This is a genomic window from Rhizobium sp. C1, assembly GCF_021026335.1.
Classification (GTDB): Bacteria; Pseudomonadota; Alphaproteobacteria; order Rhizobiales; family Rhizobiaceae; genus Ensifer_A.
In genome coordinates this window covers 158,506-171,538 of the sequence record NZ_JAJNCY010000004.1, presented here as the reverse complement: position 1 = coordinate 171,538, position 13,033 = coordinate 158,506, and the positions used below count along the sequence as shown (strand labels likewise).

14 protein-coding genes are annotated in these 13,033 nt (G+C 62.3%); 5 read left to right on the top strand and 9 right to left on the bottom strand.

The genetic code is table 11. The annotated features are described in order from the left end of the window. Positions 1-231: 231 nt before the first annotated feature. The 3 genes from pcaF to LQK83_RS11010 are packed head-to-tail and all read right to left on the bottom strand — an operon-like array spanning position 232 to position 2,855. Positions 232-1,437 carry a 3-oxoadipyl-CoA thiolase gene (pcaF, locus tag LQK83_RS11020; protein WP_230837461.1) on the bottom strand — a complete coding sequence of 402 codons (1,206 nt, stop codon included), beginning with the start codon at positions 1,435-1,437 and terminating at the stop codon, positions 232-234. 12 nt (positions 1,438-1,449) lie between these two features. Continuing rightward, complete coding sequence (locus LQK83_RS11015; protein WP_230837460.1) at positions 1,450-2,151, bottom strand: 3-oxoacid CoA-transferase subunit B; 702 nt, start codon at positions 2,149-2,151, stop codon at positions 1,450-1,452. Next, a complete protein-coding gene (locus tag LQK83_RS11010) occupies positions 2,148-2,855 on the bottom strand; it encodes a 3-oxoacid CoA-transferase subunit A (protein ID WP_230837459.1) in 708 nt (235 codons plus the stop codon). Before LQK83_RS11010 ends, LQK83_RS11015 begins: the two co-directional genes overlap by 4 nt. A gap of 133 nt (positions 2,856-2,988) precedes the next feature. On the opposite strand from LQK83_RS11010, the gene LQK83_RS11005 reads away from it, so the two are divergent. Together LQK83_RS11005 and LQK83_RS11000 are read left to right on the top strand one after the other, a co-directional pair. Next, positions 2,989-3,750: an IclR family transcriptional regulator domain-containing protein gene (locus LQK83_RS11005; protein ID WP_230837458.1), complete on the top strand. Its 762-nt coding sequence runs from the start codon at positions 2,989-2,991 to the stop codon at positions 3,748-3,750. Between the two features lie 286 nt (positions 3,751-4,036). After that, positions 4,037-6,481, top strand: a complete 2,445-nt coding sequence (locus tag LQK83_RS11000; protein ID WP_230837457.1) for a methyl-accepting chemotaxis protein — start codon at positions 4,037-4,039, stop codon at positions 6,479-6,481. A 97-nt stretch (positions 6,482-6,578) separates the two neighbouring features. On the opposite strand, the gene LQK83_RS10995 is transcribed toward LQK83_RS11000, so the two are convergent. Next, a complete protein-coding gene (locus tag LQK83_RS10995; protein WP_230837456.1) occupies positions 6,579-7,124 on the bottom strand; it encodes an RES family NAD+ phosphorylase in 546 nt (181 codons plus the stop codon). A 215-nt stretch (positions 7,125-7,339) separates the two neighbouring features. Between LQK83_RS10995 and LQK83_RS10990 the strand changes: the two genes are divergently transcribed. Together LQK83_RS10990 and LQK83_RS10985 are read left to right on the top strand one after the other, a co-directional pair. Next, positions 7,340-7,858 carry a DinB family protein gene (locus LQK83_RS10990; RefSeq protein WP_230837455.1) on the top strand — a complete coding sequence of 173 codons (519 nt, stop codon included), beginning with the start codon at positions 7,340-7,342 and terminating at the stop codon, positions 7,856-7,858. Continuing rightward, a complete protein-coding gene (locus tag LQK83_RS10985) occupies positions 7,855-8,451 on the top strand; it encodes a TetR/AcrR family transcriptional regulator (protein ID WP_230837454.1) in 597 nt (198 codons plus the stop codon). Before LQK83_RS10990 ends, LQK83_RS10985 begins: the two co-directional genes overlap by 4 nt. Before the next feature lie 64 nt (positions 8,452-8,515). Here the strand turns inward: LQK83_RS10985 and pcaG are convergent, their stop codons facing one another. From pcaG to pcaD, 4 genes are all read right to left on the bottom strand, one after another. Beyond that, the gene (gene pcaG / locus LQK83_RS10980; protein ID WP_230837453.1) at positions 8,516-9,133 is read right to left on the bottom strand and encodes a protocatechuate 3,4-dioxygenase subunit alpha; all 618 of its coding nucleotides are present in this window, start codon (positions 9,131-9,133) and stop codon (positions 8,516-8,518) included. A gap of 1 nt (position 9,134) precedes the next feature. Continuing rightward, entirely contained in the window at positions 9,135-9,875 is a 741-nt protein-coding gene (gene pcaH / locus LQK83_RS10975; protein WP_230837452.1) for a protocatechuate 3,4-dioxygenase subunit beta, read from the bottom strand. A gap of 69 nt (positions 9,876-9,944) precedes the next feature. Continuing rightward, positions 9,945-10,301, bottom strand: a complete 357-nt coding sequence (pcaC, locus tag LQK83_RS10970) for a 4-carboxymuconolactone decarboxylase (protein ID WP_442966744.1) — start codon at positions 10,299-10,301, stop codon at positions 9,945-9,947. Positions 10,302-10,340: 39 nt separating this feature from the next. Continuing rightward, a complete protein-coding gene (pcaD, locus tag LQK83_RS10965; protein ID WP_230837450.1) occupies positions 10,341-11,135 on the bottom strand; it encodes a 3-oxoadipate enol-lactonase in 795 nt (264 codons plus the stop codon). Positions 11,136-11,222: 87 nt separating this feature from the next. Here pcaD and pcaQ point away from each other — a divergent pair, with 87 nt between their 5' ends. Beyond that, positions 11,223-12,149, top strand: a complete 927-nt coding sequence (pcaQ, locus tag LQK83_RS10960) for a pca operon transcription factor PcaQ (protein WP_230837449.1) — start codon at positions 11,223-11,225, stop codon at positions 12,147-12,149. A gap of 14 nt (positions 12,150-12,163) precedes the next feature. On the opposite strand, the gene LQK83_RS10955 is transcribed toward pcaQ, so the two are convergent. Next, a complete protein-coding gene (locus tag LQK83_RS10955) occupies positions 12,164-12,871 on the bottom strand; it encodes an EF-hand domain-containing protein (protein WP_230837448.1) in 708 nt (235 codons plus the stop codon). Positions 12,872-13,033 lie beyond the last annotated feature (162 nt).

Below are 13,033 nucleotides of genomic sequence, written 5' to 3'. Positions count from 1 at the left end.
CTTAGGGGGAGGATGTCATGAAGCGTGTGGGGTCGCAATGCAGGGACCAATGCTTCCGTCATGCCGGACTGGATCCGGCATCCAGCCAGCCCGCGTCTGCGGGCTGAAAGGACTCCCAAGGGAAGAGTCTTCTGCGCGATGGACATCGCGCGCTGGATACCGGCTCAAGGCCGGTATGACGGAGAGTTGGGTGCGCCCTCCGCCCACAAAAGGGGAGGGCAGCAGGAGACATCACACCCGCTCGAGCGCCACCGCGATGCCCTGGCCGACGCCGATGCACATCGTCGAGAGCGAGTAGCGGCCGCCGTTGAGCGCCAGTTCCAAAGCCGCTGTGCCGGTGATGCGTGCGCCGGACATGCCGAGCGGGTGGCCGAGCGCGATGGCGCCGCCATTGATGTTGACGCGCGGGTCATCGTCGGCAATGCCGAGGTCGCGGAGCGTAGCAAGACCCTGGCTTGCAAAGGCTTCGTTGAGTTCGATGACGTCGAACTGCTCCTGTTTCATGCCGAGGCGTGCCATCAGCTTCTTTGAAGCCGGGGCCGGGCCGAAGCCCATGATGCGCGGCGGAACGCCGGCGGTGGCGCCGCCTAGAACGCGGGCGATGGGGGTGAGACCATGCTTCTTCGCGGCCGCTTCCGAAGCGATGATGAGGGCTGCCGCACCATCATTGACGCCCGAGGCGTTGCCGGCCGTCACCGTGCCGCCCTCGATCTTGTTGACCGGCTTGAGCTTGGCGAGCGCTTCCATCGACGTTGCGCGCGGGTGCTCGTCGCGGTCGACGACGATCGGGTCGCCCTTCTTCTGCGCGACGCTGACGGGCGTGATTTCCTTGGCGAGGCGGCCATTGGCTTGCGCTTCAGCAGCGCGGGCCTGGCTGCGGACGGCAAGAGCGTCCTGGTCCTCGCGGGAGATCTTGAAGTCGATGGCGACGTTGTCGCCGGTTTCCGGCATGGAATCGACGCCATATTGCTTCTTCATCAGCGGGTTGACGAAGCGCCAGCCGATGGTCGTGTCGTAGATCTCCGCGTTGCGCGAGAAGGCGGTTTCCGCCTTCGGCATGACGAAGGGCGCGCGGCTCATCGATTCGACGCCGCCGGCGATCATCAGCTCGGCTTCGCCGGCCTTGATGGCGCGGGCGGCCGTGATGACGGCATCCATGCCGGAGCCGCAGAGGCGGTTGATCGTCGTGCCGGTCACCGAGACGGGCAAGCCGGCGAGCAGCAGCGACATGCGGGCGACGTTGCGATTGTCCTCGCCCGCCTGGTTGGCGCAGCCGTAGATGACATCATCGATCGCTTCGAAATCGACGGTCGGATACTGCGCCATCAGGGCTTTCAGCGGTACGGCACCCAGATCGTCGGCTCGGACGGATGAGAGCGAGCCGCCGAAACGGCCGATGGGGGTGCGGATATAGGCACAGATGAATGCTTCGGTCATGATGCTATTCCCTTAAAGTGCAGGCACGACGAGATCGGCAACCGGGCCGTCGGTGTGGAGCTTGCCGCCAGTCATGGCCTGCAGCTCGTCCATCGTCATCGCGGCGAGCTTCTCGCGCACCACGAACTTGCCGTCGACGATGTCGATCACGGCATGGCTCGTATAGACGCGGGTGATGCAGCCGACGCCGGTCAGCGGGAAGGTGCAGCGCTCGACCAGTTTCGGCTTGCCGTCCTTGGTGACGTGCTCGGTGATGACGACGACCTGCTTGGCGCCGTGGACGAGATCCATCGCGCCGCCAACGGCCGGAACGCCCTTGGAGCCGACGCGCCAGTTGGCGAGGTCGCCGTTTTCGGCGACCTGATAGGCGCCGAGGATCGCGACATCGAGATGGCCGCCGCGCACCATGGCGAAGCTGTCGGCATGATGGAAGAAGGCGGCGCCCGGCTTCAGCGTGATCGCCTTCTTGCCGGCATTGATGAGATCCCAGTCTTCCTCGCCGGAGGCGGGGGCCTCACCGAAGTTCAGCACGCCGTTTTCGGTGTGGAAGATCGCTTCGCGGCCGGGCGGCTGGAACTTGGCGACCATTTCCGGAAAGCCGATGCCGAGGTTCACATAGGCGCCGTCGGCAATGTCCTGCGCGGCGCGCCAGGCGATCTGGGCGTTGGAGAGCTTGATGTCTTCGCGGGTGTTAATCGTGGGGGCGTCGGTCATGCGTAGGCCACTCCGGCTCGGATGAGCTCTTCTTCCTGTTGCGGATTGGCGACTTCGACGACGCCATCGACGAAAATGCCAGGTGTGATCACCTGTTCGGGATCGATGCCGCCGGGGGCCACGATCTTCGAGACCTGGGCGATCGTCTTGGCGGCAGCCATGCACATCAGCGGATTGAAGTTGCGGCCGGCCATGCGGTAGGTGAGGTTGCCCATCGTGTCGCCGACATGCGCCTTGACGATGGCGAAGTCGGCCTTCAGCCAGCGCTCCTGCACATATTTGCGGCCGTCGAATTCGGCAATCACCTTGCCGTTAGCCAGTTCGGTGCCGAAGCTTGTCGGCGTGTAGAAGGCGGGGATGCCGGCGCCGCCGGCGCGGATGCGTTCAGCCAGAGTGCCCTGCGGCACCAGTTCCAGCTCGATCTGGCCAGCGAGATAGCGGTCGGTGAAGGCACGGGGATCGGACGAGCGCGGGAAGGAGCAGATCATCTTCCTGACCATGCCGGCATCGATCATCGCGGCGATGCCGATGCGGCCGTTGCCGGCATTGTTGTTGATGACCGTGAGGTTCTTCGGCCCCTTGTCGATGAGGGCGTGAATGAGTTCGATCGGCGCGCCGGAGCCGCCGAAACCGCCGATCATGACGGTTGCACCGTCGCCGATACCGGCCACCGCCTCCGCCAGACTTCCAATCGTCTTGTTCATGAAATCCTCCGTCGCGGCCGGCAGTATCTCCCGACCTGTCATAGTGAGATGGATACGGCGAATCCGGCTCGACGGCAAACAATTTGTGCGTTATACGATATTTGTTCGAATATCGCACAAAAAGGGGGTGACGATGGCAATTCAGGATCGCGACCTGATGGGCGGGCTGATGAAAGGTCTGAAGGTGATCGAAGCCTTCAGCGCCGAGCGCACGCGGCTGTCGATCGCCGAGGCTTCGGAGATCGCCGGGCTTGACCGCGCGACGACACGGCGCTGCCTGCTGACGCTGGCGGAGGGCGGATATGCGGATTATGACGGCAAGTTCTTCACGCTGACGCCGCGCGTGCTGCGGCTCGGAGTCGGCTGTCTCGCTGCCATGCCGCTGCCGCGCGTGGTGCAGCCGCTGCTGGACGCGCTGTCACAGGAGATCGGGGAGAGTACGTCCGTGTCGATCCTCGATGGGGCGGAGATCGTCTATGTGGCCCGCGCCGCGCAGCGTCGGGTGATGTCGATTGCGCTCATGCCGGGCTCGCGCCTACCCGCCTATTGCACCTCGATGGGTCGCGTATTGCTGGCGTCTCTCGAGACGGATGAAGCCCGCGGAATCCTTGCAAGCCAGCCCCGGCTGGCACGCACGGATAAGACTGTGACCGATATTGATGCGCTGATGGACATCCTTGGCGAAACACGGGCGCAGGGTTTCGCCTTTATTGATCAGGAGGTCGAGATCGGACTTCGTTCGCTCGCCGTGCCGCTTGTCAATGCCCGCGGCGCAACAGTGGCTGCTCTGAACGTAGGGCTGGCCGCTAGTGGGGAGTCGCCCAATACAATTGCGTCGCGTCTCTTGCCTCCGCTTCTGGCTGTTAAGCGCGATTTCACCAGATTGTATTTATAGTTTTCGCAGATTTTGGTAGAATCGGAATTTTATTTTCGAGAAATCCGGATCATATGTCGCATCAATGCGACATACCATAAATTGATTATTTTCAATTTTGAGGAATATTTCCTAATTTATTCAGTCTGCAAAAATTTTATACTGAAATTTTGGCAGGATATATCACCATATCTCAGGGTTCCTGTTAAGAATTGTGAAAATGAGACCTGACAGCATTCCCCTCAGAATCGTGGGGTTTACGGCCGTTCCCGCCTGAGGCCGCCGCCGGTTCAACGGAATGCGATCCATGGGAGATCGCGTCGGGCTTTGGGGGTCCTTCATGCAGTTCAAATCGATCAAATCGAAAATCGCGGTTCTATCGGGGCTCTGCGTCCTGACGGCGGTCGGCGGCGTTCTGGGCTATGGCGTCTTCTCGGCGCAAAGCCGGCAGGCATTCGTCACCGAAAACGTGTCCTCGCTTACGGAGGACCTGACCAAGGACGGGCTCAAACGGCTTGCATCGACGCAGGCCGGGGTTGTCCGCGCTTCGCTTGACGAGGCTTTCGCCGCCGCGCGCAACATGGCGCAGGCCTTCGAGATTGCTGCTGCCAAGCAGACCGGAACGCCAGCGGAGATGCGTCGCGCGCAATTCAACGCGATCCTTCTCGATGTGCTGGAAAGCAATCCGGGCTTCAACGGCACATACAGCGCCTGGGAGCCGAACGCGATCGACGGCAACGACGCCGGCTACAAGAACAATGCCGGTGCCGGCTCTGATTCGACCGGGCGATTCCTGCCCTACTGGACACGCTCTGCCGACGGGAAAATCGCGATCCAGCCGCTCGTCGAATATGACAGCAGCGCCACCCATGCAAACGGGCTGGTGAAGGGAGGCTGGTATATCGGTCCGGCGACGACGGGCAAGGAAAGCCTTCTTGCGCCGCTCCCCTACATTGTACAGGGCAGAAATGTCTATCTCGCCACCATGTCGGTTCCGATCATGGTCGATGGCAAGTTTGCCGGTGTTGCTGGCGCCGACTTCGATCTCGCTTTCGTTCAAAAGCTGGCGGAGACCGTCAAGGCTTCAATCTATGATGGCAAGGCTTCTGTCGATATCGTGACCTCGGCGGGTCTCGTGGTGGCGTCGAGCGAACATCCTGACAAGATCGGCGGCAGCTATTCGGCGGTTCGCAGCGATGCATCCAAGGTTCTGGCCGATATCTCGAAGGGCGTCGAGTCGGTCGTTGCCGACGACAAGGCATTTACGGCGCTTGCTCCCATCGTCAACGGCCGTACCCAATCGACCTGGTCGGTCGTGGTCGATGTGCCGCGCGCCGTTGCGCTCGCCAAGGCGGACCGTCTGCGCGATTCACTCTCAAGCCGCAACCAGCACGACACCACACTTCAGCTTGTTGTTTCGGCGGTCATGGGTTGCCTGGGCATTGCGGCCATGTGGCTGGTTGCCAGCGGCATCGCCGGTCCGATCGGCGCGATGACAGCTGCCATGCGTCGACTGGCTGGCGGTGACCTTGAGATTGCCGTGCCGGGCGAAGGCCGTGTGGACGAAATCGGCGCGATGGCCGGCGCTGTCGTCGTCTTCCGTGAAAACGCCATGGCGAACCGTCAACTCGAGGCTGACGCCACCACACAGCGACAGATGTCGGAGGCCGAACGCCAGCGTGTCGCCGAAGCCGAGCATCGCAAGGCGGCCGAGACAACGCATGCGACCATGCAGATCGGGCTCGGCCTTCAGCATCTCTCCGATGGCGATCTTGGTTTCCGCCTGAACGAGCCTTTTGCAGCCGACTTTGAACAGCTGCGGCAGGACTTCAACCGTTCGCTCTCGCAGCTCGCGCAGGCCATGTCTGCGGTGGCGAATTCGGCAGAATCCATCGACAGCGGTTCGCGCGAAATCAGCCGCAGCGCCGACGATCTGTCGCGGCGCACCGAGCAGCAGGCCGCGTCGCTGGAAGAGACGGCAGCTGCGCTCGACGAGATCACGGCCAATGTCAACAATTCCTCGCAGCGCGCCGACGAGGCCCGCAAGATCGCGGCTCGCGCCAATGTCAGTGCGACGGAGTCCGGCCGGGTGGTTGCCGGCGCAGTTGACGCCATCCACCGGATCGAGCAGTCGTCGTCGCAGATCGCGAACATCATCGGCGTAATCGACGAGATTGCCTTCCAGACGAACCTTCTGGCGCTCAATGCCGGCGTCGAGGCGGCACGCGCCGGCGATGCAGGCAAGGGCTTCGCGGTTGTGGCACAGGAAGTTCGTGGACTCGCCCAGCGCTCGGCCCAGGCGGCGCGCGAAATCAAGGCGCTGATCCAGTCCTCTGCGGAAGAGGTCGGTCATGGCGTGAAGCTGGTCAGCGAAACCGGCGAGGCGCTGAAGACGATTGCCGACTATGTCATCAACATCAACCATCACATGGACGCCATCGCCACCTCGGCGCGTGAGCAGGCGGTCGGCCTGTCGGAAGTCAACACGGCCGTCAACCAGATGGACCAGGTGACCCAGCAGAACGCCGCCATGGTGGAAGAGGCCAATGCCGCCAGCGGCGCGCTGGCGGATGAATCCCACACGCTGAAGGAGCTGATCGCTCGCTTCCGGCTGGATCATTCCGCCGGCATGCAGGCTGAAGCCCTGCGGCAGACAGCGCGGGCCATGGTGCCGAAGGCCGCTGCACCAGCGGCGCGGCCGAAGCTTGCCGCCAATGGCGGTCGCGTCACCCAGGAATGGACCGAGTTCTGAGCTCAACCATTCGGGTTTACGTCCCTGCGGAAACCCGAACGGCCGGCGCGCCCGCCCCTCTCTCCGCGGCGCGCCGGTCAAACTTTTCGGAGCGTGTCTAAAGCTCCCATTTGCCGCCGTTGGCGGACAGGCGGATTTCGACCGGGTCGCCCACCACCTCGACCCTCGGACCGCCGAGGTCATTCCAGCGAAACAGATCGAGATGCCAGCCGCCGGGAATGTTGCGGGACGGATCGATCAGGCCGTCGGCCCCAGCCGCGCGGGCGAGGTCTGCGGTGCGCCAGGATGGCGGTTCGCCGCCCGCCTCCAGAGCCGTTCGCCATGAGACATTCGATTGCATCCGGTCGATGCCAAGCCGGTCGCACAGGGCCTCGTCATGCTGATCGAGGACAAACGCCTCGCTCACCCGGACCGGAATCAGCACCCGCGCCTTGCCATCTTCGCGCATGTAACCGGAAATCGCCCGCATTGCCCATTCCGGCTCAGGGCTCATGTAAAGCGCGGGCTGGCCGTGGCGATGATAGCGCCCGGCGCTTTGCGGTGCGGGCGGGTCCAGCACGTTGCCAATGCGCTCGACGAGAACGGCGCGGTAGAAGCGGCCGCTGATGGCGCAGAAACGAGGGCGGGGTTCGTCGTGCGGCATTTGGTTTGCTCCAATTTTGCTGAGCATGCCTAACTTGGCACGGTTCCGCTTCTGACTTTTTACATCCCCCGACGACAAGTTCATGGCAATGCCTGGACGTGCATTCGCTCGGTTTCAACATCGACGCTCCGGAAACATAAAATCATGACGGACAACTCAGTTATAATTGACTGACCGTTAGTCAATAATGTAGTTATGGAGAAAAGGAGAGACCCATGAGTACGCAATCGATCCTCTTATCCCTCTTCGACTACAAGGCTGCGGCAGGCGGTGAACTCTTCGGGGCGTTGCAAGAGGCCGAGCTTGCGATTCCGCCGGACAATCTCCGCCGCGCTTTGCGCATCCTCAATCACGCGCATATCGTCGACCGCATCTTCCTGGCGCATCTGGAAGGCAGGCCGCATGGCTATGCCGGAAGCTGGGAGACCGAGGCGCCGGGACTTGCCGAACTTGCGCAGTCGACGGCGGAGATCGACGGGCGCTACCGGGCCTATCTTTCGTCGCTCGATGAAGAGGCTCTGGTAGAGGCCGTCGCCTTCACCTTTACCGATGGGCAAGCGGGCCGAATGACGCGGGCCGAAATGCTTCTGCATGTGGCGACCCATTCCGGTTATCACCGCGGCGAGGCGGGGAGCCTTGTTCCGGAGGTTGAGGCGGCGTCGATGCGCGATGTCTTCGCCGGCTATCTCCATCGCGCCGAGCCGGTGCGCCGCGAAAGGAGTGTGGCGTCTTGAAACAGTCCGGAAGACCGCGCACCAAGCCGGCGACGGAACGACGCGAAGACATTATGAATGCCGCAGAGGGCATTTTCCTTTCAAAGGGTTTCGAGAGCGCGTCGATCGAGGAGATCGCCAAGGGAGCGGGTATCTCCAAGGGTGCTTTCTATCTCCATTTCGCCACCAAGATCGAGGTAGCGGAAGCGCTGCGTGATCGTTTCATCGCGCGATTGCTCTTCGAGATCAGGCAGGCTGTCGAAAAGGAACCGGTGACGGATCACGGCGCCAGGCTGCGAACCTGGGCGAAAGCCTGCGCCCACGGTTATCTCGTCGCCGCAGCCGCCCATATGCTGGCCTTCTCGGCTGCACCGCCACCCAAGGACGGGCTGACGAACAATATCCTGATAGACGATTTGCGGAACCTGCTCTTTGCCGGGCAGTCTGCCGGGTGCTGGAAACTGGACGATGCGGCCCTGACGGCGATTTTCCTCTTCAATGCGCTTCATGGCGCGATCGGCATGTCGGCGCTGGAGACGGACAGTTCTGCCCGCGAGGCGCTTCTGGATGCGCTTGCCGCTCATTTTGTGCGTGTCGTCGGTGTAAGGCTCTGAAAACGCAAAAGCCGCCACTCCTTTTCGGAAGCGGCGGCCCTGTCTCGAGAGACGGCAAACCCCGTCAGATGTCGAAGAACACCGTTTCGTTCTCACCCTGAAGATGGATGTTGAACGTGTAGGTGTTGCCGTCCTTTTTCGCGATCAGCGTGGGGACGCGGACGCGGTGTTCTATGCGACCGAGGATCGGGTCGGCGGCGTTGGCTTCCTCCTCTTCGGGGAAGTACATGCGCGTCTGCAGGCCGATATTGATGCCGCGCGCGACAACCCAGAAGGTGATGTGTGGGGCCATCCAGCGGCCGCCCTTGAAGGGGACCTTGCCGGGTTTGATCGTCTCGAAGACGAACTCGCCGGTTGCCATGTCGCCGGGCGTACGGCCCCATCCGAGGAAGTTCGGGTCGGCGGAACCGCGCGTTTCCGACGGGCTGTTGTAGAGCCCGTCCGCGTCGGCCTGCCAGATTTCGATCAGCGCGTCCTTCAGTGGCGTGCCGGAGCCGTCGAAGACGAAGCCGCGCACGGTGATGCGCTCGCCCTTGGTCTTGTCGTTATAGAGCGGGCCGGAACCCAGATCGGTCTCGAAGACGCCTTCGATGCCGACGAAATTCGGCGTGCAGCCGATGTGAACATAAGGACCTGCCGTCTGCGAGGCGGATTCTTTCAGGTAACCGAGCGGCTGGACCATGTCAGTTGCCCTCCTTGCGGTTTTCGAACAGGGTGGAGCGGCGGCCGCGCAGCACGATGTCGAACTTGTAGGCGCGCATGTCGTGCGGAATGGTGTTGTTCATGTCGAGCGGCGCGACGAGGCGCTTGATCGCCTCTTCGTCCGGGATCGTCTTGACGATGGGGCAGAGCCAGATCAGCGGATCGCCCTCGAAATACATCTGCGTGATCAGGCGCTGGGCGAAGCCGTGGCCGAAGATCGAGAAGTGGATATGGGCGGGGCGCCAGTCGTTGACGCCGTTCGGCCACGGGTACGGGCCGGGCTTGATCGTCTTGAACCAGTAATAGCCGTTCTCGTCGGTAATGGTGCGGCCGACGCCCCCGAAATTCGGGTCGAGCGCCGCCAGATAGGTTTCCTTCTTATGGCGATAGCGTCCTCCGGCATTCGCCTGCCAGAATTCCACCAGCGCGCCGGGCACGCCGACGCCGCGTTCGTCGAGCACGCGGCCATGAACCAGAATGCGTGGGCCGATCGGCATTTCGCCGGGCTTGGCATAGTTCAGGATCAGGTCGTTATCGAGTTCGTTGAGCATGTTGTGGCCGAAGACCGGGCCGGTGATTTCGCTCTTGGTGCCTTCCAGCGAGATCAGCGCGCGCTGCGGCGAGCGGAGAACGGAAGTCTTGTACCATGGCGTATAGGCTGGCGGATGCATGTCGCGGTCGCGCGCAAAAAATCCGCCGGTTTCGGGCTGAAAATTGGTCATTTCCCTTCCTCCGGTTGGGTTGATTTGTTCAAGCATAATCTTGTCGATCCTCGCTTCGCTCCGGTCGGATCATGCTTCGGGGTGCATCTTCTCCAGCACGTCTTTTATGATCTTGATATTATGGTTGGCGGCGGGCACGCCGGCATAGATCGCCACATGCAGCATGACCTCCATGAGGTCGTCTGGCGTCGCGCCCGTATTGGCCGTGGCGCGGGTGTGCATGGCGACCTCGTCGTGATGGCCGAGCGCTGCGAGCAGCGCGATGGTGATCAGCGAGCGTTCGCGCTTCGTGAGCCCCGGCCGGGACCAGACATGGCCCCAGGCGGCTTCCGTGATCAGCGTCTGGAACGGTTCGTCGAAGGCGGTCTTCATCTTCTCCGCGCGGTCGACATGGGCATCGCCCAGAACCGACCGGCGGGTTTTCATGCCCTGTTCAAAACGTTCCGAACGCTGTTCGCTCAAGTGTCAGTCTCCCAGTCTCGACAGGAAGCGCGAGATCAGCCGGGCAAGCGCCTCGGGCTGTTCCACGCAAGGAATATGGCCGCAGCCCTTGATGATTTCGAAGGCGGCGCCCGAAATAAGATCGGCGGTGGCGCGCACGAGATCCGGCGGCGTCGAGCCGTCCTGATCGCCGACGACCACAAGGGTCGGAACCGTGACGGTTGCCGTGGAGGCGGTGAAATCCGCGTCTCGGATGGCGGCGCATACGCCATTATAGCCGGCAACCGGCTGGCGCTCGAGCATCTGGCGATAGCCTTCCAGATCGGTCGCGCGGTCCTGGAAGAATTTCGGCGTGAACCAGCGCTCCAGAACGGGCGTCGAGAGCGAGGCGATGCCGTTTGCCTCGATGGCGGCGATGCGGCCATTCCACATGTCGGCGGTGCCAATCTTGGCGGCGGTGTCGCAGAGGATGATGGCTTCGACCAGCGAAGGCTTGAGCTTCCAGATGCCCTGCGCGATGAGTCCGCCGACGGAGAGACCGCAGAAGACAGCCTTGTCGATGCCGAGCATCGCGCAGAGATCGATGACGTCCTGCGCATGGTCCTCGATCGACGACGGCTGCTTGCCGAGGCCCGAGAGGCCATGGCCGCGCTTGTCGTAGAGAAGGATGGCGATGTCATCATCGAGTTCGTCGAAGACCGGCAGCCAGATGCGGAAATCGGTGCCGAGAGAGTTGGCGAAGACAATCGTGCGGTCGGCTTCCGGATCGCCCAGAAGTTCGTAATGCAGTACCGTTCCGCCGATTTCAGCAAAAGCCATGATGTCCTCCGTAAGGGTGTGATAAATGCTGTATTTTGTTTGGTAAAATGATATTTCTGGCTCAATTGATAACGGGGTGGTTATGAATTGGACAGCCGCATCAAGTTCCGCCATTTGCAGGTGCTGATAGAAGTCGCACGTCATAAAAGCGTGGGCAAGGCAGCCGAGGCGCTTCATGTCACGCAACCCGCCGTGACCCGCACGATGCGGGAGCTCGAAGACATTCTGGAGACGGCGCTTGTGGAAAAGGACGGGCGCGGTATCCGGCTTTCGCATGTGGGCGAAATTTTTCTGCGCCATGCGGGCGAGAGCGTGGCATCGGTGCGGCGCGGTTTCGATTCGATTTCGCAGGCATTGAAGGAGGAGGGGCCGCCGGTGCGGGTCGGCGCGCTGCCGACGGTCTCCGCGACCGTCATGCCGGATGTGGCGGCGGATTTCCTGGGTCTGAAGACCGGGAGCCGGCTGACGGTGGTGACGGGGGAAAATCGCTGGTTGCTGGAAGAGCTGCGCGTCGGCGGGCTCGATCTGGTCGTCGGCCGCATGGCCGCGCCCGAGATGATGACGGGGCTGACCTTCGAGCCGCTCTATAACGAGGAGGTGGTTTTCGTCGTTGCGGCCGACCATCCGTTGGCGGCGGGGCGAAATTTTTCGCTGAGCGAACTGGCCAACTATCCGGTGCTGATGCCAACGCGCGGCTCGGTCATCCGGCCCTATGTCGAACGGCTGTTGCTGACGAACGGAATTGCCGACTTTCCGACTGTGATCGAGACGGTGTCGGACAGTTTCGGCCGCGCCTTCGTGATGGAGCATAGCGCGGTGTGGATCATCTCGCGGGGCGTGGTGGCCTCGGAGCTTTCGGCGGGGCGCTTCCGGGCGCTTGATGTTGACATGGCGGAAACGCGGGGCGCCGTGGGGCTGACGCGGCTGGCCAGCGCCGAGCCGTCGCCGTCGCTCACCCTTCTCATGCAAACGATCCGCGACAGGGTGTCCCGCCGCGGATCGTCATTCGACTAGGAGTTAAAAAGGGATCAACCCTTCTTCGGCGGAGGCGGCGGTGCGCCCGGGCCACGGTCGCGCATCATGCGCGGCATGTCCTTCATGTCGATCACGCCATCGCCATTGCGGTCCATCCGCGTGAACATGCGGTCGGCCATGACGTTGAACTCTTCCTGGCTGATGAAGCCATCGTCATTGGCATCGGCGCGCAAGAACATCTCGGCCAGCCGCTCACGCGGGTCCATGCGCGGACCGTGGTGGTGCTTGCCGTGCGGACCTCTCGGTCCCGGACCCCAGCCATCGGGGCCGGCATCTGCCTTTTCAGGACCCGGCGGCGGGGGCGGCGGCGGTGCCTTACCATCAGCCGGCGGTGGTGGCGGAGGCGGGGCCTTGCCGTCAGCCGGCGGCGGTGGCGCATCGGGACCTTCGTCCGGACCGGCATTGTTTTCCGCCATCTTTGCCATGACATCCTTCGACCAGGCTTTCACCTCGTCATAGGAAAGCTTCTTGTCGCCATTCTTGTCGATCTCGGCGAAGATTTTCGCCTTGTCGGCCTCGAACTCGTCCCGCGTGATCTTGCCGTCCTTGTTCGTGTCCAGCATCATAAAGGCATAAGCCATAGGACCGCGCGGCCCCGGCATCTTTTCGCCACTCGCTTGCTGGGCCAGCGACGGTATCGCGGCTGCGCTGACCAACATCACCGAAGCAATGCCCGCCAGAACCAGTTTTCCTGATTTCATGGTGTCTTCCTCTGTTCAAGTTATGCCCGCGCAGATGAACACTTAGGAAGCCGATATGGTTCCGGCAAATTAAAGATTAGAAAGGCAGATTACGGATCGGCCATGGTCGTTAACGCTCACGCAGCGCTCAGGCCGCGCTTAAGCTGGACTTCGGTGTTGTAC

Coding starts and splice junctions, on each gene's coding strand:
- pcaG (WP_230837453.1), bottom strand. CDS start 9,133: ATGGTCCAGCCGCTCGGTTACCTGAAAGAATCCGCCTCGCAGACGGCA.
- LQK83_RS11000 (WP_230837457.1), top strand. CDS start 4,037: ATGGGAGATCGCGTCGGGCTTTGGGGGTCCTTCATGCAGTTCAAATCG.
- pcaC (WP_442966744.1), bottom strand. CDS start 10,301: ATGAAAACCCGCCGGTCGGTTCTGGGCGATGCCCATGTCGACCGCGCG.
- LQK83_RS11010 (WP_230837459.1), bottom strand. CDS start 2,855: ATGAACAAGACGATTGGAAGTCTGGCGGAGGCGGTGGCCGGTATCGGC.
- LQK83_RS11015 (WP_230837460.1), bottom strand. CDS start 2,151: ATGACCGACGCCCCCACGATTAACACCCGCGAAGACATCAAGCTCTCC.
- LQK83_RS10995 (WP_230837456.1), bottom strand. CDS start 7,124: ATGCCGCACGACGAACCCCGCCCTCGTTTCTGCGCCATCAGCGGCCGC.
- pcaF (WP_230837461.1), bottom strand. CDS start 1,437: ATGACCGAAGCATTCATCTGTGCCTATATCCGCACCCCCATCGGCCGT.
- pcaH (WP_230837452.1), bottom strand. CDS start 9,875: ATGACCAATTTTCAGCCCGAAACCGGCGGATTTTTTGCGCGCGACCGC.
- LQK83_RS11005 (WP_230837458.1), top strand. CDS start 2,989: ATGGCAATTCAGGATCGCGACCTGATGGGCGGGCTGATGAAAGGTCTG.
- pcaD (WP_230837450.1), bottom strand. CDS start 11,135: ATGGCTTTTGCTGAAATCGGCGGAACGGTACTGCATTACGAACTTCTG.
- LQK83_RS10990 (WP_230837455.1), top strand. CDS start 7,340: ATGAGTACGCAATCGATCCTCTTATCCCTCTTCGACTACAAGGCTGCG.
- LQK83_RS10955 (WP_230837448.1), bottom strand. CDS start 12,871: ATGAAATCAGGAAAACTGGTTCTGGCGGGCATTGCTTCGGTGATGTTG.